Raw genomic sequence first — 20,684 nt, 5'->3', positions numbered from 1 at the left:
GCTGGCAGGGCAGCAACCTTATGCGCGGTATAAGAGAAACTTTGAATGACAACGCTTAATCTGGGCTATCTCGCCACGTTCCGTCTGGTGATCCAGCGCGGCAGCTTTTCAGCGGCAGCGGATGTGCTGGGTATTTCCCAGCCCGCCGTCAGCCTGCAAATACGCCAGCTGGAGCAATTTCTGCAAACGCGGCTGGTGGAGCGTACCGGGCGAGGGATTAAGGCTACGGCTGCCGGGGAAGCGTTGCTGGCGCATGGGGAGCGTATTCAGCAGGCGGTGGATGACGCCATTCGGTCCGTGAGCGCATTCAGCCACGATGTGAGCGGCACCATTACGCTTGGCACGGGGGCAACGGCCTGCATCCATCTTCTGCCGCCGCTGCTGGAGAAGCTGCGCCAGGACTATCCGCTCCTGAGCGTGGGGGTGACGACGGGCAACACCCTCGACATCGTCAGGGCCATCGAAGAGAACCGGCTCGATATGGGGCTGGTGACGCTGCCGGTGAGCGGCAGAGCGCTGGACGTCATGCCAGTGATGGACGAAGAGTTTGTCTTTATCGCGTCGCGGGAGCAGCAGGATGCTTTCAGGGACTTTACCCCGGAGGCGCTGCACGCTCAGCCGCTGATTGCCTTTGAATCAGGCAGCGGTACCCGGGCGCTGATCGATGGCTGGTTTGCGGCTAATGGATTAGCGATCGCACCGGTGATGCAGTTTGGCAGCATCGAGGCGATCAAACGCATGGTTCGCGCGGGGCTGGGCTACAGTATTGTGCCGCGAATGGCGGTCGAACAGGATGCCGATCGCGAGGGGCTATGCGTGATGTCGCTTACGCCCATGCTCCAGCGGCAGCTGGCGGTGGTAATGCGACAGGATAAAATCCTCAGCAAAGGGATCGCGGCCATTATTCGGCTCGTGCAACATCCTGCGGCTGTTTAGCGAGCGGTGGTGTCGACGGTCAGGCTGGATTGCTGCGACTGGGTTTTGTCCTGATGGTGGTACCAGGCGCCAATTGAAGAGTAAACGAAGCGGCCAAAGAAAAACAGGAAGCTGATGAGCAGTATGATGCGGGTCATTCGGGTATTAAATTGATGTCGTTTTCGCATACGCGTGACCTGACTCACTCTGTTTTTCCTGGATAAGCCCTTTTGGGCGACAAGGATATTAAGGCACAGCGGGAAGATGGGGTCAATTCTGAAGTGTGTAAATAACCGTCAATGTTTACATTGATTAATGTTATTGAAATTAATTAATGCATTTACCATATTGATAATATGAAGAAAATAATTTCAAAAAAATGCCGCAAAAAGTTATTGGCGTAAAGTAGTTTGATTTAAGTCAACGGCTTCCCGGCCCTGATATTTAAAATCCTTCCTCCATACTGTTCGCCCCGCACGCCGCCGGGCGGCGCGTACGTCAGGTTGGATGCCTGTCTTTATTTTCCCTCTGGAGCGAAAGGGGTTTAACCGGGCATCTATGAACATTCTGGCTTTCCTGAAAAAAAATGAAAACCGCTGGTGGGCATTACCGCTTATTTTGCCTGTGGTTTTACTTCCCGTGCTGAGCATCGCGAATACATTCACGCAGCTGGGCGACGGCATTGCGGCACTCTATTATTTACCCCTCTCATTTTTGCTTTCGCTGATGATGTTCTTTGGTTTGGAAGCGCTGCCCGGGATCGTATTGTCGCTGTTTATCCGCTATTACCCGTCGGTCGGGATGTTTGAAACCGTCGCGGGGATCCTCCATTTTGTCGTCCCTTTAGTGCTCAGCTGGGGTGGCTACCGGGTGTTTGCGCCCAGACGGAATATGACCGCGTACGGCGACGTGCGGCTGATGGCGCAGCGCATCTTCTGGCAGGCGTTCTGCCCCGCGACGCTATTTCTGGTGCTGTTTCAGTTTGCGGTGTATTTAGGCGTGTATGAGAGCCGTCAGAGCCTTGCGGGATTAAATCCCCTCAATATTCGCACGCTCATCAACTATCAGACGCTGCTGGTCAGCGGGCTAACGGGCGTGCCGCTGAGCTATCTGCTGATCCGCCTGCTTCGACATCCGCGCTATATCAAAAGCCTTCTCTCGCAGATCCGTTCCGAGATAGACAAAAAGGTGACGGTCGTTGAGTTGCTGGTGTGGGCTATCGCGCTTGGCGTGCTGCTTTCGCTGCTGCTGATTCCGATGAATGAGAACAGCTCCATTTTCACCACCAACTACACTCTTTCCCTGCTGATGCCGGTGATGCTCTGGGGCGCGATGCGTTTTGGCTATAAGCTGATTTCGCTTATCTGGACGCCGATACTGCTGGTGTCTATTCACTATTTTTATCGCTATATCCCGGTAAATCCGGGGTATGACATTCAGCTGGCGATCACCTCTTCCAGTTACCTGGTCTTCTCCTTCGTGGTGATTTATATGTCGATGCTGGCAACACGGCAGCGCGCGGCGAACAAACGCTCCCGCAGGCTGGCGCTGCTCGACCCGGTCGTCCATATGCCTAACCTGCGGGCGCTGTCGCGCGATCTGGCGAAAAACCCGTGGTCGGCGCTCTGCCTGCTGCGCATTCCGGAGCTGGAAATTCTGGGCCGAAATTACGGCGTGTTGCTGCGGATTCAGTACAAGCAGCAGCTGGCGCAGTGGGTGAATGGCATTCTCCAGCCCAATGAGCTGGTGTATCACCTGACCGGGTATGACCTGGCGGTACGGCTCAACGCGGAATCGCACCAGCAGCGGATTGAAGCCCTGGACGAGCATATCAAGCAGTTCCGCTTTGTCTGGGACGGCATGCCGCTGCAGCCGCAGGTGGGCGTGAGCTATTGCTATGTCCGGTCCCCGGTTAACCATCTTTATCTGGTGCTGGGCGAGCTGGGCGTGGTTGCCGACCTGTCGCTCTCCTCCAACCATCCGGAAAATCTTCAGCAGCGGGGTGCCGTCCATTTGCAGCGCAACCTGAAGGATAAGGTCGCGATGATGGGCCGCCTGCAACAGGCGCTTGATAACGACGAATTCACCCTGCTGGTTCAACCCGTTCGCGGCCTGCGTGGCGATTGCTATCACGAAGTCCTGCTCCGGATGCCGGATGTAAACGGGCTATTGATCTCCCCCGACCAGTTCCTGCCCGTCGCGCAGGAGTTTGGTCTGTCCTCGCGGGTAGATTTGTGGGTGCTGGAGCATACCTTACGCTTCCTGTCTGCGCATCGCGAAAGACTGCCCGGCCAGCGCTTTGCCATTAATCTGGCCCCGTCGACCGTGTGTCGGGTGCAGTTTCCGCTTGAGGTGAGCCGCCTGCTGGCGAAATACGCCATTGAGCCGTGGCAGCTAATCTTTGAAGTGACGGAGTGCAGCACCTTTTGCAATGCGGAGCAGGCGCAACACATCCTCCGGCAGCTGCAGAAAATGGGGGTACGTATTGCGATTGATGATTTTGGCACCGGCTATGCGAGCTATGCGCGGCTGAAAAGCGTGGATGCGGATATTCTCAAGATTGACGGCAGCTTTATTCGCAATATCGTCAATAACAGTCTGGATTATCAGATTGTGGCGTCTATCTGCCATCTGGCGCGCATGAAAAAGATGCTGGTGGTGGCGGAGTATGTTGAAAGCGAAGAGATACGTAGCGCGGTTCACGCGCTAGGCATCGATTATGTGCAGGGCTATCTGATTGGCAGACCGGTGCCGCTTGAGTCACTGCCGGAAGCAGAGGCGTCCTGCGCGGACGCCTGAACCGTTACGCGGCGACGTCAGCGCTCTCTTCTTCAATCTTAAGCAGCCAGCCGGTGACCGCTTCCCAGTACTGCTGCTCTTTTTCCAGATCCAGCAGGACCAGCGCGTTCTGGCTGAACCAGTCGTGCGGGAAGCTCAGCGTCCAGTGATGGTCGTCGGTTTTAAGCTTCAGCGTGGGCGGTGTGGTTGTCGCCTGACGCTGGTTATTGAGCAATACGCCAAGGCGCAGGAGCTGAATAAGCGGCAGGAACTGTTTTTTCTTGAACAGCGTAAAGCGCGGCAGGTCGTCGAGCTTGATGGCTTTGCGGTGATAACGCACCAGGGTCGCCATCATGGTTTGCTGCTCCTGGTTGAAGCCAGGCAGATCGCTGTTTTGCAGAATATAGGCCGAATGGCGGTGCATCCCGCTGTGGTTGATGTTCAGCCCCACCTCGTGCAGCATCGCGGCCCATTTCAACAGCGCGGCAAGCTGCGGGTGCGCCAGCTTAGGATTTTGCTCCTGCCACTGTTCATACATCTGTACCGTGGTGTCCAGCACGCGCTTCGCCTGTTCACGGTCGATGTTGTACTGGTTGGCCAGGCTTTGCGCGGTGCGGCTGCGAATATCCTGATGGCGGAAGCGGCCTTCCATCTCATACAGCACGCCTTCACGCAGCGCGCCGTCCGACAGACGCAGCTCTTTTATGGCGAGGGCATCAAACACGCCGCAGAGAATAGCCAGCCCCGGCACGAAGACCGCCTTGCGCTCGTCGGAAAGACCCGGCAGGCTTAAGGCGTCAAAACTTTTATGCTTCAGCACCTCTTCGGTCAGCAACGTCAGGCGTTCGGGCGTGATAAACCCGTCTTTTTCACCCATCGCCAGCAGCACTTCATGCGCCGCCTTGATGGTGCCCGACGCGCCCAGCGCCACGTTCCAGCCCTGAATACGGTACTGCCAGGCCAGGTTTTCCAGCTTCTGGACAGCCGCCATACGCGCGCGCTGGAAGTTCTCGCGGGTGATGGTGCCGCCCGGGAAATACATCTGCGCGAAGCTGACGCAGCCCATACGGCGGCTTTCCACCAGGCGCGGCTCAAAGTCTTCGCCGATCACCAGCTCCGTTGAGCCACCGCCGATATCGATAACCAGCTTGCGGCCTTTTTCCGGCTGGGTGTGCTCAACGCCCATGAAAATCAGACGCGCTTCCTCGTTGCCGGAGATGATCTCAATCGGGTAGGGGATCACTTTTTCTGCCCGCTTAAGGAACTCCGGGGCGTTCAGGGCCTGGCGCAGGGTATGAGTGCCCACGATGCACACGCTGGAGGGCGAGAAGCCCTGCAGGCGTTCAGCAAACAGCGACAGGCAGTTTAACCCGCGCTCCATCGCCTCTTCGCTGAGCATGCTGCGTTCATCAAGACCATCCGCCAGGTGTACGCGCTGCTTCAGACGACCGATGATCTGCAGCGCGCCATCCACCTCACGGGCGATGACCATGTGGAAACTGTTAGAGCCAAGATCGACCGCGGCGAATTCCTGCGGGCGTGGGGTCTTATCATTTATCGGCATAGGTTAATCGGGTTGCTCGAGTGATTTGATATAGTCGTAAATCGCCAGTTGCGACCGCACTTTACGGCGGTTGCCGCGCGGTACATAGCGGTTACTGAGTTCTTTGTCGATATAGCGTGCTTTCACGGTATCGCTGAACAGAATCTCGATGATGTCGAGGATCTGCTGCTTCAGACGCGGATCCAGCAGCGGTGCCGCGACTTCAATACGGTAGTCAATATTGCGCGTCATCCAGTCTGCCGAAGAGAGATAGACCTGTTTATCACCCGCATTATCAAAAATATAGATCCGATCGTGTTCCAGGTAACGGTCAACAATGCTGATCACACGAATATTGTCGCTGATGCCTTCCAGTTCCGGGATCAGCGAGCACATGCCGCGGATCAGCAGGTTAACCGGCACGCCTGAGCTGGACGCCGCGTACAGCCTGTCCACCAGCCCTTTGTCGACCAGGTTGTTAAGCTTCAGCGTGATGCCGGACGACAGCCCTTTCTGGGCATTGGCGATCTCTTTATCGATCATATCGTACAGCAGGCGGCGCGAGTTCTGCGGCGAGACCAGCAGATAGTCAAAGCTCACCGGACGGTACGGGTTTTCGATAAAGTTAAAGACCCGGCGCACTTCGTTAGTAATGCGGGCGTCGGCGGTTAAGAGCGAGTAGTCGGTATAAATTCGCGCCGTTTTCTCGTTAAAGTTCCCGGTACCGATGTGGGCATAGCGCACCACATCGTCACCCTCTTTACGGGAAATCAGGAACAGCTTGGCGTGAATTTTCAGCCCCGGCGCGGAGAAGATTACGTGCACACCGGCTTCCGTCAGACGGCGCGCCCAGTGAATGTTGGCCTCTTCGTCGAAGCGCGCCTGCAGCTCAACCACCACGGTGACTTTTTTGGCGTTGTGCGCCGCGTGGATCATCGCGTCGATGATGCGGGAATCTTTTGCCACGCGGTAGATGTTGATTTTGATCGCCAGCACGCTCGGATCGAACGAGGCCTGACGCAGCAGTTCGAGCACGTGCTCAAACGTGTGATACGGATAGTAAAGCAGCACGTCGCGTTCGCGAATGGCGTCGAATCCGTTGCGGAATTTATCGAACCACAGATGGCGCAGGCGCGGCAGCGGCTTGTTCACCAGATTGGCTTTGCCGACGTTCGGGAAGCCAATAAAGTCTTTAAAGTTGTGGTAACGACCGCCCGGCACGATGGAGTCATAGCGCGAAATGGTCAGTTTATCGCGCAGCATCTCCACCATGGCGTCCGGCATATCGCGCTGATAGACAAAGCGCACCGGCTCGGCCGTCAGGCGCTGTTTCAGGCTGGAGGACATCAGCTCCATCAGGCTGGCCTCCATCTCGTGTACCAGGTCATATTCGGCGTCACGGGTCATCTTCATCGAATAGGCGTTTAACGCATCGTAATCGAAGAAGCCTTTGAAGATGTCGTCCAGACAGTAGCGCAGGATGTTGTCCAGCAGGATCATCGGCTTGCGTCTGCGCGGGGTTTCCGGCGGCAGGTTCACAAAGCGCGGCACCTTGTCGGACGGGATCTCCAGCAGCGCGTAACGGATAGACTCACCGCGAATAATTTCCACCGCCAGGTAGGTGTAATCATCTTTCAGGAACTGAACCAGATCGGTTTCGCGGTTGATGAGAATCGGGGTAATGTGCTGGCGCAGGTAGTGTTTGAAGTAGTGGCGCAGCCAGTTTTGTTGGTTAACGGAAAGCTGGCGTTCGTTAATCAGGAAGATTTGATTGCGCGCCATCTCCAGCAGCAGTTCGTTATACAGGCCGTCAAATTCCTGATCGGCTTTCAGCACGCGGGACTGGATTTTGCCCAGCAGATGCCGCGAGTGCGAGTTTAAGCCCTGTTCTTCGCTGATGATGATGCGTCTTTTCAGCTCGGCAAAGCGAACCTTGTAGAACTCATCCAGGTTGTTGGAATAAATGCCCAAAAAACGCATGCGCTCGATAAGCGGGTTACTTTTGTCTGCCGCTTCCTGGAGTACACGTTCGTTGAATGCTAACCAGCTTAGCTCTTTCTCGATATATAACTTTTCCTGACCCATTACAGCTCACACTCCAGTTCAATCACAGGACGTGGTAAATCCGTCTCGTCCTTATTATGGCGAGCAATTCCACGATATGTCCAACAGTGCCAGAAAAGTATGACAGTTATTTTTTTTGTTGGGGATTTTAGAAGGTTGGAGAAGGGGATATCGGGTAATGCAATGTACAGGTCGGGTAAGCACAGCAGCGCCACCCGACATAACAAACTACTCTTCGGCCGCATAACCCTGCGGGGGTAACTTCACGCCGTCCAGCCAGGCTGCACCGTCGCGCATCTCGAGACGCCCGTCGACAAACCAGCTGACCACCAGCGGGTAAATGGCGTGTTCCTGGGTCTGCACACGTTCGGTCACGTCTTCTTCGCTGTCGCCGTCAAAGACCGGAACTTTCGCCTGCAGGATCACCGGACCGCCGTCCAGCTCGTCGGTAACGAAATGCACGGAGGTACCGTGCTCCTCATCGCCGTTTTCCAGAACCTGACGATGGGTATGCAGGCCGGGATATTTTGGCAGCAGGGAAGGGTGGATATTCAGCAGACGACCGGCGAAGTGTTCGACGAAGGCCGGGCTCAGAATACGCATATAGCCCGCCAGCACGACCACGTCCGGCGCGTAGGCATCAATCTCATGCACCAGCTCGCGGTCAAAGGCTTCACGCCCGGCGAACTGGCTGGCTTCCAGCGCGTGCGCGGGAATGTTCGCTTCCCGCGCGCGCTCAAGGCCGAACGCGTCGGCCTTGTTGCTGAAAACTGCCCGAATGGTGCCATTGATTTTCTTCTGCTTGCAGGCGTCTATGATGGCCTGCAAATTGCTTCCGTTGCCGGAAATGAGCACCACGATGTTTTTCATTCAATGACCACACGCTGTTCGGAATCGGAAGCTTTAATCGTACCGATTTTCCACGCGTTTTCACCTTTTTCAGTCAGCAGCTTAACCGCTTTATCCGCTTCGCTCGCGGGCAGGGCGATAACCATCCCCACGCCGCAGTTAAAGGTGCGGTACATTTCGTGAGAGCTCACGTTGCCCGCGGTCTGCAGCCAGTTAAACACGGCTGGCCACTGCCATGACGATTCGTCGATCACCGCCTGGGTGTTGTCCGGCAGGACGCGCGGGATGTTTTCCCAGAAGCCGCCGCCGGTCAGGTGAGCGATAGCGTGAACGTCGACGTTCTCGATAAGCTCAAGCACGTTTTTCACGTAGATGCGGGTCGGCGCCAGCAGATGGTCAGCCAGCGGTTTGCCGTCAAGCTCGGTCGTCAGCGGGTCACAGCCGCTCACTTCGAGGATTTTACGCACCAGGGAGTAGCCGTTGGAGTGCGGGCCGCTGGAGGCCAGCGCGATCAGCACATCGCCATCGGCCACTTTGCTGCCGTCGATAATTTCTGATTTTTCTACTACGCCGACGCAGAAGCCCGCGACGTCATAATCTTCGCCGTGATACATGCCCGGCATTTCCGCGGTTTCACCACCGACAAGCGCACAGCCGGACTGCAGACAGCCTTCGGCGATACCGTTAATCACGCTGGCAGCGGTATCCACGTCCAGTTTGCCGGTCGCGTAGTAATCGAGGAAGAACAGCGGCTCTGCGCCCTGTACCACCAGGTCATTCACGCACATCGCGACCAGATCGATACCGATCGTGTCGTGACGTTTTAAATCCATCGCCAGGCGCAGTTTGGTGCCTACACCGTCAGTACCCGAGACCAGAACAGGTTCACGATATTTTTGCGGCAGCGCGCACAGTGCGCCGAATCCACCCAGACCACCCATCACTTCCGGGCGGCGGGTTTTTTTCACCACACCTTTGATTCGGTCAACCAGCGCATTACCTGCGTCAATATCAACACCGGCATCTTTGTAGCTGAGAGAAGTTTTGTTGGTCACGGCTTAAATCCCCACGCGATTGCATAGCTAGTAAGAAAAATCGGCGCAATTCTAACAGTCCAGGCAAACGTTTGCGAGCCTATTCTGGAGGTGGGGATCTTTTTTTCTGTGTGCCTTATGAATGCAGCCAAACTTGACTCTGTTCACGAAAATGAAACCGGTTTCTGAGAACTGCTTGCAACAGCTATGCCCTTTGCACATCATCGAACTGAAACCGGTTTCTGTAATTGTTTTTGCAGAAAATAACGCAGAATGAGGGAAAGCGAATGTCAGGATTTAAAGCAGATTTTCTGTGGGGCGGGGCCGTTGCGGCGCACCAGCTGGAAGGCGGCTGGAAAGAGGGCGGCAAGGGCGTGAGCGTTGCCGATGTCATGACCGCGGGGGCGCACGGCGTGCCGCGTGAAATCACCAACGGCGTGCTGGAGGGGAAAAATTATCCTAACCATGAAGCCATCGATTTCTACCACCGCTATAAAGAAGACATCAGACTCTTTGCCGAGATGGGGTTCAAATGCTTCCGCACCTCTATTGCCTGGACGCGGATCTTCCCGAAAGGCGACGAGCTTGAGCCTAACGAGGCTGGCCTGAAATTCTATGACGATCTGTTCGACGAATGCCTGAAGTACGGCATCGAACCGGTTATCACCCTGTCTCACTTCGAGATGCCTTTCCATCTGGTCACCGAATACGGTGGCTGGCGCAACCGTAAGCTGATCGACTTCTTCGTTCGTTTTGCAAAAGTGGTGTTCCAGCGCTACCAGCATAAGGTGAAGTACTGGATGACCTTCAACGAGATCAACAACCAGGCTAACTTCCACGAAGACTTTGCGCCGTTTACGAACTCCGGGCTGAAGTACGCGCCGGGTGAAGACCGTGAACCGGTGATGTTCCAGGCGGCGCACTATGAGCTGGTGGCCAGCGCCCTGGCGGTGAAGGCGGGGCGCGAGATTAACCCGTCGCTGCAGATTGGCTGCATGATTGCCATGTGTCCTATCTACCCGCTGACCTGTGCGCCGGACGATATGATGATGGCGATGAACGCCATGCATCGCCGCTACTGGTTCACCGACGTGCACGTGCGCGGCAGGTACCCGCAGCACCTGCTCAACTACTTCGAACGTCGCGGCTTCGCGCTGGATATAACCGAAGAGGATAAAGCCGCGCTGAAGCAGGGCTGCGTCGATTACATCGGCTTCAGCTACTACATGTCCTTCGCCACCAAGGCGACGGCGGACAACCCGCAGCTGGATTACGACGAAAGCAAGAGCCTGGTCTCTAACCCGTACGTCCAGAAATCCGACTGGGGCTGGCAGATTGACCCGGTCGGGCTGCGCTACTCCCTGAACTGGTTCTGGGATCACTACCAGCTGCCGCTGTTTATCGTTGAGAACGGCTTTGGCGCGATCGACGTGCAGGAGAGCGACGGCACGGTGAACGACCAGTACCGTATTGATTATCTGGCCGCCCACATCCGCGAGATGAAAAAAGCGGTGGTGGAAGATGGCGTGGATCTGATGGGCTACACCCCCTGGGGCTGTATCGACCTGGTGTCTGCCGGCACGGGCGAAATGAAAAAGCGCTACGGCTTTATCTTTGTGGATAAAGATAATGAAGGGAACGGCACGCTGAACCGCAGTAAGAAAAAATCGTTCGACTGGTATAAGCAGGTTATTGCGAGCAACGGCGAGAACCTGTAATTGTCGGGTGGCGCTAACGCTTACCCGACCTACACTACACGTAGGCCCGCGTAAGCGCAGCGCCACCGGGCAGAACCCCGCCCCCAGGCCGGAGTCTCGCCTCCGGTTTTTTTGTCTCTAATCACTTTGCTTGATATACGTCAAGCAACATGGGTATGGCCTAATCCGAAAAAAGCGGTATAATCCCGCGATTTTTTTGCGGACGCCACCTCAGAGGAGAAAGAGAATGAAGATTGTGGAAGTGAAACACCCACTCGTTAAACACAAGTTGGGCCTGATGCGTGAGCATGACATCAGCACGAAGCGTTTTCGCGAACTGGCATCTGAAGTCGGCAGCCTGCTGACCTACGAAGCGACCTCTGATCTGGAAACAGAAAAAGTCACCATCGAAGGCTGGAACGGCCCGGTGCAGGTTGAGCAGATCAAAGGTAAGAAAATTACCGTGGTGCCAATCCTGCGTGCCGGTCTCGGCATGATGGAAGGCGTGCTGGAGCACGTGCCAAGCGCGCGTATCAGCGTGGTGGGTATCTACCGTAACGAAGAAACCCTTGAGCCTGTTCCTTACTTCCAGAAGCTGGTGTCTAACATCGACGAGCGTATGGCGCTGGTGGTTGACCCAATGCTCGCGACCGGTGGCTCTATGATCGCCACCATCGACCTGCTGAAAAACGCGGGCTGTAACAGCATTAAGGTGCTGGTATTGGTTGCTGCTCCGGAAGGGATCGCGGCGCTGGAAAAAGCGCACCCGGACGTTGAGCTGTATACCGCCTCTATCGACCAGGGGCTGAACGAGCACGGGTACATCATCCCGGGGCTCGGCGATGCCGGCGATAAGATCTTTGGTACGAAATAATCGAATAACGATAAATAAGCCGACTTTGATAGTCGGCTTTTTTTTGAATAAAACACCAACAATACTACACAGAGGAAAACACTATGACGCGCCGTGCTATCGGGGTGAGTGAAAGACCGCCGCTTTTACAGACTATCCCGCTTAGTTTGCAGCACCTGTTCGCCATGTTTGGCGCAACCGTGCTGGTGCCAATCCTGTTCCACATTAACCCAGCCACCGTGCTGCTGTTCAACGGCATTGGTACGCTGCTGTACCTCTTTATCTGTAAAGGCAAAATCCCGGCGTATCTCGGGTCGAGCTTCGCCTTTATCTCGCCGGTGTTGCTGCTGCTGCCGCTGGGTTATGAAGTCGCGCTGGGCGGCTTTATCATGTGTGGCGTCCTGTTCTGCGTGGTGTCCTTCATTGTGAAGAAAGCCGGTACCGGCTGGCTGGACGTGATGTTCCCCCCTGCGGCGATGGGCGCCATCGTTGCGGTCATCGGTCTTGAGCTGGCGGGCGTCGCGGCGAATATGGCCGGTCTGCTGCCTGCTGACGGTCAGTCACCGGATTCCAAAACCATTATCATCTCGCTGGTAACGCTGGGCGTAACGGTGTTTGGCTCCGTGCTGTTCCGCGGCTTCATGGCGATTATCCCGATCCTGATCGGCGTGCTGGCGGGCTATGCGCTCTCCTTCGCGATGGGCGTGGTGGATACCACCCCGATCGCTCAGGCCCACTGGTTCGCGCTGCCAACCTTCTATACGCCACGCTTTGAATGGTTTGCTATTTTCACCATTCTGCCTGCGGCGCTGGTGGTGATTGCGGAGCACGTCGGCCACCTGGTGGTGACGGCGAACATCGTTAAGCGCGATTTAATCCGCGACCCGGGTCTGCACCGCTCCATGTTTGCGAACGGTTTCTCCACCATCATCTCCGGTTTCTTCGGCTCGACGCCAAACACCACCTACGGTGAGAACATCGGCGTGATGGCGATTACCCGCGTCTACAGTACCTGGGTTATCGGCGGCGCGGCGATTATCGCCATTCTGCTCTCCTGCGTCGGTAAACTGGCGGCAGCGATTCAGATCATTCCGGTACCGGTAATGGGCGGCGTTTCTCTGCTGCTGTACGGCGTGATCGGCGCCTCCGGTATTCGCGTGCTGATTGAATCCAAAGTGGATTACAGCAAGGCGCAAAACCTGATCCTGACCTCCGTTATCCTGATTATCGGCGTGAGCGGCGCGAAGGTGCACATCGGCGCGGCTGAGCTGAAAGGCATGGCGCTGGCAACCATCGTCGGCGTGGGCCTGAGCCTGATTTTCAAGCTGATCTCCGTGATCCGTCCGGAAGAGGTGGTGCTGGACGCTGACGAAAGCGAAAAAGCGTCACACTGATCCTATAACCGGGCGGACGATCCGCCCGGTTCTCTCCTTGCAGGTTCCGTGTTAAACTCCATGCCGATTTTATGTCAGATCTGGTTGAGGTACTTCTGAACGGACCGGCACAGCTCTCTCTGCCACTCTATCTCCCTGACGACGAAACGTTTGCGAGTTTCTGGCCGGGTGATAACCCCTCTTTACTGGCTGCACTGCAAAACGTGCTGCGCCAGGATCACAGCGGATACATCTATATCTGGTCACGCGAAGGCGCGGGGCGCAGCCACCTGCTGCATGCCGCCTGCGCGGAGCTTTCCGCGCGCGGAGATGCGGTAGGCTACGTGCCGCTGGATAAACGCACCTGGTTCGTACCTGAGGTGCTGGAGGGAATGGAACATCTCTCGCTGGTCTGCATCGATAATATCGAATGCGTGGCGGGGGACGAGCCGTGGGAAATGGCGATCTTTAACCTCTACAACCGCATTCTGGAGTCGGGCAAAACCCGGCTGCTGATCACCGGCGATCGTCCGCCGAGACAGCTCAATCTGGGGCTGCCGGACCTGGCGTCTCGTCTGGACTGGGGGCAAATCTACAAGCTCCAGCCGCTGTCGGATGAAGATAAGCTTCAGGCGTTACAGCTGCGCGCAAAGCAGCGCGGGTTTGAGCTGCCGGAGGACGTGGGGCGCTTCCTGCTCAAGCGGCTGGATCGCGAAATGCGCACGCTGTTTGACACGCTCGATCAGCTCGATCGCGCCTCCATTACCGCCCAGCGCAAGCTGACCATTCCGTTTGTGAAAGATATTCTCAAGCTTTGAGTTTGTTCGCCCGGTGGCGGCTACGCCTTACCGGGCCTACGAAAATTAGACATCCCCCAGCAAGTGCTCAACCAAAAGCGGAATTGGTCTCCCCGACGCCACGCTCCGTCCGTTTTCGCGCCACAGCGCCGTACCGCTGATATCCAGATGCGCCCACGGGATCGTCGGCGGGCAAAAGTGGTGCAGCAGCCACGCCGCCGAGGCGCTGATCGCCGCATTGTTGGTCGGCGTGTTGCACAGATCGGCGATGGCGCTGTCGGTCTGTTTTTTCAGCCGCGCATCCAGCGGCAGGGACCACACTTCATCGCCGCTCTGCTTGCCCGCCAGCGTCAGCGCCGCGCGCAGCGGTTCATCCTGCGTCATTAATCCGCTCAATTCATACCCCAGCGCCTTCACGACCGCGCCGGTTAAGGTCGCCATATCAATAATATAGCGCGCCTGCGGATGGCGCTGGCTGGCCCAGGCGATGGCGTCCGCCAGCACCAGTCGGCCTTCGGCATCGGTGTTGTTGATTTCAACCGTGGTGCCGTTGCAGGCCGTCGCTACCGTGCCGGGCTGCATGGCGTCCGGGCCGATGGCGTTTTCCGCCAGCGCCAGCACGCCCATGATGCGCACGGGCAGCGCCAGCTCTGCGACGGTCAGCATCAGGCCCAGCACGTTAGCCGCACCGCACATGTCGTATTTCATGGTGTACATGCCCGCGCCTTCCTTCAGCCACAGGCCTCCGGTATCGAAGGTAATGCCTTTACCCACATAGCAGCGCACCGGGCCGTCGTTGACGCCGTCATAATGAATAGCCAGCAGGCGCGGCGGACAGGTCGCCCCTTTGCCAACGGCCTGCAGCAGCCCCAGACCCTGCTCAGCAATAGCCTTTTCGTTCAGCACTTCGCAGCGCAGGGCGGGGAAGGCGGCACAGTGCCTTTGCGCCTCTTCCACCACAAACTGCGGCGTGCATTGGTCCGACGGGATATCCGCCAGCCGTCGCGCCGCGATCATGCCCTGGGCGATGGCCTGCTGCTGGCGGAAGACCCCCTCCAGTTTTGCCTGCTGTTCCGGCAGGCAGAGGGCGGTGATGTGCGTAAGGCGCACCGTCGATTCATCCGTTTTCTTTAGCTTGAGGTCGCTCAGCCTGTGCGCCTGATTAAAGAGAAAGCGCAGCACCTGCGCCAGCACCACATCGTCGATAGCAGTAACGTCCAGTATCAGCTCGGGGCTGACGGGCGAGGCCAGCAGCGGGCGCAGCGCCGTCAGCAATCCTTCGGTCAGGCTATCCTGCCAGTGGGCATCCGGCAGCAGGGTGATCCGGGCAAACGGGGCGCAGCCAAAGCGGGTGTCAGCGATGCTGGCAGACTCGCGCATTTCCGCGACAAGCGCCGTTTCGGGTAAATGCGAACAGGAGGTGGACGCAATAAAATGGCTTTGCGGAGCCGCGTCAGAAAGCGCGTTGATAAACTGATATGTAATCATCATGATTCCTCAATCGGCGCGCGGATCCGCGCGGCATAGGCCTGCATCCACTCATCGTCTACGGCGTAATAATGCGTTTTCTCCCGCAGGCGTTCGGTACGAAAAACGGTGAGGGGCTGGCGAGCCGTCGCCACCACAAACGAGAACGTTTTGATGTTGGTGGCGGCCCCGAACTCGCCTCTCTTGTTCATGCACACCACGGAAAGATCGCCCGCACGGCCAAAGCGCGACATCAGCTTGTCCTCCAGCTCGAACACCACTGAATCCGCCGCCTGCTGCGGCGTCATACCCTGCGCCATTCGGCGGACAATTTCGTAGCTGGTGCAGCCTTTCATCAGATCTTCACCGACGCCCGTGGCGGTGGCGGCGCCGGTTTCACTGTCGCAGTAAAATCCGGAACCAATAATGGGCGAATCCCCGAGTCGACCACGTTTCTTCATGAACAGGCCGCTGGTGGAGGTGGCGACGCTCATTGACCCTTGTTTATCGAGTCCGATAATGCCGACGGTGTCATGCCCGTCGTAAGGGCTTAAGCCCTTATCCAGCGTCTCGCGGCAGCGTTTGCGGTAGTGCTGCATGGCGCGCTCGGTGAGCATGGTTTTGTCGGCGAAGCCCTGGCTCAGCGCCCATTCCCGCGCGCCCTGGCCGACAAGCAGGCTGTTGTAGCGCTGACGGCTTAACGCATGCGCCACGCGCACCGGGTTGGCGATATCCACCAGGTTGCCCACGGCGCCAAACGCCAGCGTATCGCCGTCCATGTAGGCGGCGTCCAGCTCCACTTCGCCATTTTCGGTGGGCAGCCCGCCGTAGCCGACGGATTTATAAAACGGAAAGTCTTCGACGGCGGCGACGGCATCCACCACCGCTGCAGAGACCGGTTTACCCGCAGCCAGCGCTGACGCAGATTCCGTAACGCCTTCAAGCGCCATTCTCCAGGTCGCGATAATTCCCCACATGCTTTACTCCTGTTTTGCAAGGGTGGTGTCGGTTTGCGTAACGGTGGCCATTTCCGCCGCGCGGTACTGTTTGTCCACGATACGCATAAAAGGCAGATACAGCATGGCGCCAATCAGCAGGTTGATAAGCTGCATGACGCTGCCGCTCAGGTGTCCGGTAACGATAAAACCGCTGATGACCGGCGGCAGCGTCCAGGGAATAAACACCCCGGTGGTGACGGCAACCGCGCCAATCTTCATCGCCGCATACTGCACGGTGACCAGCACCAGCGGCACCAGGTTGAACGGGATGAGCATGATCGGGTTCATGATCACCGGCAGGCCAAACAGGATCGGTTCGTTGATGTTAAACACCGATGCCCCGGCGCCGAGGCGCGCCACTTCACGCATGTTTTTGCTGCGGGCGAAAATCAGCATCGCAATCACCAGCGACAGCGTGGCCCCCGCGCCGCCCATCCAGATCATGTCAAAAAACTGTTCAGTAATAATGTGCGGCGGCGTCGCGCCTGCCTGAATCGCGGCGATGTTGTCGGTCTGGTTCTCCATCCACAGTGGGCGAATGATGCCGTTGATCATCGAGCCGGAGTTAATGCCCACTGACCACAGAATGGTGATGCTGAACACCGTCATCAGCGCGCCAAAGTAAGAGGTGCCGTAGTGGCGCACCGGCGTGGCAACCACTTCGTAAATAAACTGGTGGATGGTGTTGTAGTGGGTGTTTTCAAACACGATGCGGATACCCAGCACCAGAATCATTACCAGCAGGGCCGGGATCAGCGCGGCGAACGACTCCTGCACCGCCGGAGGCACGCCGTCCGGCATTTTGATCACCAGCTTTTTGCGCTTGAGCCAGCAGAACAGCTCCGTCCACAGCAGGGAACCGATCATCGCCACGAACAGCCCTTTGCTGCCAATCCACTCCACCGGAATGACGGTGATACCGCCGTTTTCCGCCACTTTGATAAAGGGTGTCAGGATGAGAAAGGCGACCAGCGCCAGGATGCCGCAGGAGATGCGATCCTCGTCATAGTGTTCCGCCAGGCGGAAGGCGACCAGGAAGCTGATGAACAGCGACATGGTGGAGAACACCGCGTTGAACGGGATTTCAATAATGGCGCTCCAGCTCTCACCAAAGGCCTGAGACATAAACTGCTGATAGGCTTGATTCGGGAACGAAGAGATCACCAGCAGAATAGAGCCGACGATGATAAACGGCATGAATGACACGTAGGCGCCGCGAATGGCCCCGAGATGGCGCTGCTGGGCCGTTTTGGCCGCCAGCGGCATCAGTTTTGCTTCAAGAAATCCCAGAACATTGTTCATTGTGAACTCCGTACAAGATTGAGGGGTGTTGTTTGTGTTATGTCTGGGGATTATCAGTGAAGCGTGGCGAGCGAAAGGTGAAATCGGTCACAAAGCAATCGCTGTTGTAGTATAAATCTCACAAGATTGGTTCTGAGGATCCTGCGATGGAAATTAAACTGCATGCTAATGCAACCACGACGCCGCGCATCCGTCGCTATCTTCAGCAGTCAGATAAAAGCGACAGAGAGCTTGCTACCGAGCTGGGTATTTCGGTCACTACCGTCAGGCGCTGGCGCAACCGCGAGCAGGTTTCGGATAACCATACGACGCCAAAAGTGATACACAAAGCATTGAGACAGGAGCAGGTTGCGCTGGTCAATGCCCTGCGGGATATCACTGGCGCCCCGCTGGACGAACTGCTGCAGATGGTCAATAGCGGACTCGGGATCGCCGTGTCCCGCGCGACCCTGAATCGCTATCTCAAACCGGCTTCGGTAAAGCAGAAGGGCGCGACGTTGCAGGGAAAAAAGGCGCTGAAGGCAGGCATCGTGCCGCAAAAACTCCTGTTACATCATCAGCCTCTGTCGCTGCATATGGACGATGGCGGGGAACAGCATCTGCTGTGGGCGCGTGAACCCGTGAGCGGCTGGTGCTACGCCCGGCTGTACGCGGGCATTTCTCCGCAGCTGCTGGCCCACTGGGCGAACGACGCGCTGGCAGCCTGTCCGGCTGATATCCAATCTGTTGAGACTTTTGGTTTTGAGGTGAAGCTTGAGGAGCGTAATACCACCGTGACAGCGCATCCGCAGCAGTACCGCGCCGTTCAGGTTGCTCTGCCGCTATGTGAAATCATCCCACGTCTGAACAGTGAACCGGCAGGCGAACTGTTGATCCAGCTGTGCGAATTTTACAACCGGGGAAAAGCGCAGAAAAAGCTGGGAGAGAGTACGCCGCAGGCCTTTCTGGAAGCGCTGCGGCATAAGAACTAGAGGATCTCGAGCACGTCTTCCGGCGGGCGTCCAATGCGCGCCTGGCCGTTCGCCACCACAATCGGGCGCTCAATCAGCTTTGGATTTTCAACCATCGCCTGGATCAGCTCAGCCTCGGTGAGGCGGCTGTCATCCAGGTTAAGCGACTTATACAGATCTTCTTTCTGGCGCATCAGCTCTCTTGCACTGCCCATTCCCAGCATGTGCAGCAGCTGGCGGAGGGTTTGCGCGTCAGGTGGGGTGTCGAGGTACAGCACCACTTCCGGCTCAACGCCGTTAGACTTCAGCAGGCTCAGGGTATCGCGGCTCTTGGAGCAGCGAGGGTTGTGATAAATTTTTACGGCGTCTGTCATGACGTGAATTCTCCTTTATTACATCTTCTCGTACGGCTTAAAGCGCTGCTGCAGGCCGCGCAGCTGATCGATACGCGCGTCGTAACGGGCCTGCTGGAGGCTGCCGAGCTTGACCTGCGAGCTGGCGCTGCTGAGCGCGGAAATCGCCTGATCGAGGCGGCCCACCAGGGCAAAACCTTCGGCACGCGCCGCCAGCTCCTGATCGCGGTTGCCGAGCTGGGCTTGCGCCTGAGCGAGCAAATCCCAGCCGTTTTGATCGTCTTTATTGTTAAAGGTATAGCGGTTCAGAATGGTCACCGCTTCGCCAGGCTGGCCGCCCTGTAAGTAAGCGTTCGCCAGGTTAAGCTGCAGCACCGGGTTGGTACGGACGTCTTTCGCCCCCTTCAGACGGTTAATCGCATCGGCCGTTTTCTTCTGGCCCAGATCGATATCCGTCGACAGATCGAGGTACCACGGGTTGTTCGGGTCGGCAGCCAGAAGCGGTTGCAGCGCTTTGCGCGCCTCGTCGTATTTGCTGGCTTCCATCGCCTGGAGCGCCTGACCATACTGCGCGGCGTTTTTCTCACGCACGTTGCCTTTCGCCAGGGTATCCAGCAGGTCGCTGGTGAGCTGGTTACGCCCGGAATTGTACATCCCAAGCGTTCTCACCTTCGCCATGTAGAAATCCTGCGAAGACTGGACCACGACCGGACGCATCTGGTTGGCACGGTTACGGGCGTCCGACAGGCGGCTTTCCGGCAGCGGGTGGGTCAACAGAATTTCCGGCGGACGGGAAGAGTAACGCGCCTGATCGAGCAGTTTTTCGAGGAAACTCGGCATGGCCTGCGGGTCAAAGCCCGAGCGCTGCAGCACCTGAATCCCGATGCGGTCAGCTTCCTGTTCGTTTTGCTGGGTAAAACTGATCATCCCCTGGCGCGTTCCCGCCAGCGTACCGGTCAGGGCCGCCATCCCGGCCTGCGGGCTGGCCATCGCCAGCAGAATAGAGCCCAGCGCGCCCACCCAGGTGAGGGGGGCGTTACGTTTCTGGTCTTCCATCGCACGCGCCAGGTGGCGCTGGGTGACGTGCGAAATTTCGTGCGCCATTACCGAGGCCAGCTGGCTTTCGTTGTCAGAGTAACGGAATAACGCCGAATGCAGCACCACGTTACCGCCAAAGAAGGCGAAGGCGTTGATTTCGTCATTATTGATTAAATAGAAGTGGAAGGGCGTTTTTACCGAGTCGGCGTGCGAAACCAGACGCATCCCCAGCCCGTTAATGTACTGTACCAGCAAAGGGTCGTTAATCAGCGGGGCGCTGCCGCGCAGCTGGCGAACATAGTAATCCCCCATTTGCATCTCTTGCCCAATAGAGAGCGTGCTTCCTGCTGTGGTGCCCATGTCCGGCAATGAATCGGACGAGTCAGCAAAAGCGGGCAACACCTGACCGACCGTCACCGCGGCAATCAGTGTTGCAACCAGTGTTTTTCTCAACTGCCTGAACATAACCACTGTCCTGTATGTTGGATGTGCTAATTTGACCGATGAACCGGCATAACGTTCATCTCTGCTGCTCTGCGAGTGTAGCCGTGTTACAGCATGAAGAAAATCCCATTCATCAGGCTTTTGCGGATTGCGATCGGGATACAAAAAGCGAAAGTCTTTTTTGTGACAGTTAGATACAATTCACCGTCTCACTCCCGCCATTCGATTC

17 protein-coding genes are annotated in these 20,684 nt (G+C 57.0%); 7 read left to right on the top strand and 10 right to left on the bottom strand.

Annotated features, from left to right (window positions below):
• Positions 1-45: 45 nt before the first annotated feature.
• Entirely contained in the window at positions 46-936 is an 891-nt protein-coding gene (locus tag WM95_RS17880) for a LysR family transcriptional regulator (protein ID WP_063408298.1), read from the top strand.
• Here the strand turns inward: WM95_RS17880 and WM95_RS17875 are convergent.
• Entirely contained in the window at positions 933-1,121 is a 189-nt protein-coding gene (locus tag WM95_RS17875) for a YfgG family protein (protein ID WP_063408299.1), read from the bottom strand. The two genes, WM95_RS17880 and WM95_RS17875, sit on opposite strands and share 4 nt — an antisense overlap.
• Positions 1,122-1,473: 352 nt before the next feature.
• Here WM95_RS17875 and WM95_RS17870 point away from each other — a divergent pair, with 352 nt between their 5' ends.
• Positions 1,474-3,714, top strand: coding sequence for a sensor domain-containing phosphodiesterase (locus WM95_RS17870; protein WP_063408300.1), 2,241 nt, complete (start codon positions 1,474-1,476; stop codon positions 3,712-3,714).
• Positions 3,715-3,718: 4 nt separating this feature from the next.
• On the opposite strand, the gene ppx is transcribed toward WM95_RS17870, so the two are convergent.
• The 4 genes from ppx to purM form a co-directional block, all read right to left on the bottom strand.
• A complete protein-coding gene (ppx, locus tag WM95_RS17865; protein WP_023308773.1) occupies positions 3,719-5,257 on the bottom strand; it encodes an exopolyphosphatase in 1,539 nt (512 codons plus the stop codon).
• A gap of 3 nt (positions 5,258-5,260) precedes the next feature.
• Entirely contained in the window at positions 5,261-7,321 is a 2,061-nt protein-coding gene (gene ppk1, locus WM95_RS17860) for a polyphosphate kinase 1 (RefSeq protein WP_032643595.1), read from the bottom strand.
• Between the two features lie 207 nt (positions 7,322-7,528).
• Complete coding sequence (purN, locus tag WM95_RS17855) at positions 7,529-8,170, bottom strand: phosphoribosylglycinamide formyltransferase (protein ID WP_023308771.1); 642 nt, start codon at positions 8,168-8,170, stop codon at positions 7,529-7,531.
• On the bottom strand, positions 8,167-9,204 hold the full coding sequence (gene purM / locus WM95_RS17850; RefSeq protein WP_008501643.1) for a phosphoribosylformylglycinamidine cyclo-ligase: 1,038 nt from the start codon (positions 9,202-9,204) through the stop codon (positions 8,167-8,169). Before purM ends, purN begins: the two co-directional genes overlap by 4 nt.
• 266 nt (positions 9,205-9,470) lie before the next feature.
• Here purM and WM95_RS17845 point away from each other — a divergent pair, with 266 nt between their 5' ends.
• From WM95_RS17845 to WM95_RS17830, 4 genes are all read left to right on the top strand, one after another.
• Positions 9,471-10,901 carry a 6-phospho-beta-glucosidase gene (locus WM95_RS17845; RefSeq protein WP_058841786.1) on the top strand — a complete coding sequence of 477 codons (1,431 nt, stop codon included), beginning with the start codon at positions 9,471-9,473 and terminating at the stop codon, positions 10,899-10,901.
• 226 nt (positions 10,902-11,127) lie between these two features.
• The gene (gene upp / locus WM95_RS17840; protein WP_023308769.1) at positions 11,128-11,754 is read left to right on the top strand and encodes a uracil phosphoribosyltransferase; all 627 of its coding nucleotides are present in this window, start codon (positions 11,128-11,130) and stop codon (positions 11,752-11,754) included.
• 83 nt (positions 11,755-11,837) lie between these two features.
• The gene (uraA, locus tag WM95_RS17835; protein WP_059446276.1) at positions 11,838-13,127 is read left to right on the top strand and encodes a uracil permease; all 1,290 of its coding nucleotides are present in this window, start codon (positions 11,838-11,840) and stop codon (positions 13,125-13,127) included.
• 95 nt (positions 13,128-13,222) lie between these two features.
• Positions 13,223-13,924 carry a DnaA inactivator Hda gene (locus WM95_RS17830; RefSeq protein WP_211438414.1) on the top strand — a complete coding sequence of 234 codons (702 nt, stop codon included), beginning with the start codon at positions 13,223-13,225 and terminating at the stop codon, positions 13,922-13,924.
• 45 nt (positions 13,925-13,969) lie between these two features.
• On the opposite strand, the gene WM95_RS17825 is transcribed toward WM95_RS17830, so the two are convergent.
• The 3 genes from WM95_RS17825 to celB are packed head-to-tail and all read right to left on the bottom strand — an operon-like array spanning position 13,970 to position 17,670.
• Complete coding sequence (locus WM95_RS17825) at positions 13,970-15,391, bottom strand: leucyl aminopeptidase family protein (protein WP_063408301.1); 1,422 nt, start codon at positions 15,389-15,391, stop codon at positions 13,970-13,972.
• On the bottom strand, positions 15,391-16,347 hold the full coding sequence (locus tag WM95_RS17820; RefSeq protein ID WP_045355334.1) for a N(4)-(beta-N-acetylglucosaminyl)-L-asparaginase: 957 nt from the start codon (positions 16,345-16,347) through the stop codon (positions 15,391-15,393). Before WM95_RS17820 ends, WM95_RS17825 begins: the two co-directional genes overlap by 1 nt.
• Before the next feature lie 3 nt (positions 16,348-16,350).
• Positions 16,351-17,670: a PTS cellobiose transporter subunit IIC gene (gene celB, locus WM95_RS17815; protein ID WP_063408302.1), complete on the bottom strand. Its 1,320-nt coding sequence runs from the start codon at positions 17,668-17,670 to the stop codon at positions 16,351-16,353.
• 146 nt (positions 17,671-17,816) lie between these two features.
• Here celB and WM95_RS17810 point away from each other — a divergent pair, with 146 nt between their 5' ends.
• Entirely contained in the window at positions 17,817-18,641 is an 825-nt protein-coding gene (locus WM95_RS17810; RefSeq protein ID WP_088544909.1) for a helix-turn-helix domain-containing protein, read from the top strand.
• Here the strand turns inward: WM95_RS17810 and arsC are convergent.
• Together arsC and bepA are read right to left on the bottom strand one after the other, a co-directional pair.
• The gene (arsC, locus tag WM95_RS17805) at positions 18,638-18,994 is read right to left on the bottom strand and encodes an arsenate reductase (glutaredoxin) (RefSeq protein ID WP_023308762.1); all 357 of its coding nucleotides are present in this window, start codon (positions 18,992-18,994) and stop codon (positions 18,638-18,640) included. The genes WM95_RS17810 and arsC overlap by 4 nt on opposite strands.
• A gap of 18 nt (positions 18,995-19,012) precedes the next feature.
• On the bottom strand, positions 19,013-20,476 hold the full coding sequence (gene bepA, locus WM95_RS17800) for a beta-barrel assembly-enhancing protease (RefSeq protein ID WP_059446270.1): 1,464 nt from the start codon (positions 20,474-20,476) through the stop codon (positions 19,013-19,015).
• Positions 20,477-20,684: the final 208 nt, after the last annotated feature.

This window comes from Enterobacter cloacae complex sp. ECNIH7 (genome assembly GCF_002208095.1).
Classification (GTDB): domain Bacteria; phylum Pseudomonadota; class Gammaproteobacteria; order Enterobacterales; family Enterobacteriaceae; genus Enterobacter; species Enterobacter cloacae_M.
This window is presented reverse-complemented; position numbering and strand designations above follow the sequence as displayed.